The organism is Aphanothece microscopica RSMan92, from assembly GCF_046613545.2.
Taxonomy (GTDB): domain Bacteria; phylum Cyanobacteriota; class Cyanobacteriia; order PCC-6307; family Cyanobiaceae; genus NIES-981.
On record NZ_JBKKKY020000412.1, the window covers coordinates 1 to 528 of the forward strand.

Consider the following 528-nt stretch of genomic DNA (forward strand, 5'->3'; position numbering starts at 1 on the left):
AAAGCACCGTCTCGATCTGCAGCCGGGTGGCATCCTTGAGGAACAGGTCCACCTGCGCCCCGTCGGGCAGTGTCGCCTGCGTCACGAACCCGTATCGGTCGCGCAGGAGGGTGGCCAGCGCCTCGGCATCGCCGTGGGGCGTGGCCAGTTGCGCGATGCCCGACCCCGGCGCATAGCCCGCATTGGCGATCAGCACGGCATAGCGCGTGCCGTCGCCCAGAACGGCCTGCATGTCGCCTTCGAAGAACAGTTCGAACGAATGGGTGATGGGCTGGTTCGCCCGCGTCATCGCCAGGATGTCGATGCGGTTCACGCCGGCCGACAGCGTGACCTCGTGGCTGAAGGTGCCGTCGGGACGCGCCTCGGCCACCTGGCCGTTCACGGTCACAACCAGCGTGTCGTCGGGCGCCTCGACCTGCCCGCGCAGCAGGACGCGCGGCGTCTCCAGCGGCGTCGCGGCACGGGTGGGGGCGGGGTCCAGGATGCGGATGATGCCGCGCGTCTGGCCAGGATCCTCGGGCGGGGCCC

General features: G+C 70.5%; 1 protein-coding gene. It reads right to left on the minus strand.

What is annotated here, in order from left to right:
* The coding region (locus ACLD7X_RS18290) for a hypothetical protein (protein WP_411425111.1) at positions 1–528 on the minus strand (528 nt) is incomplete at both ends.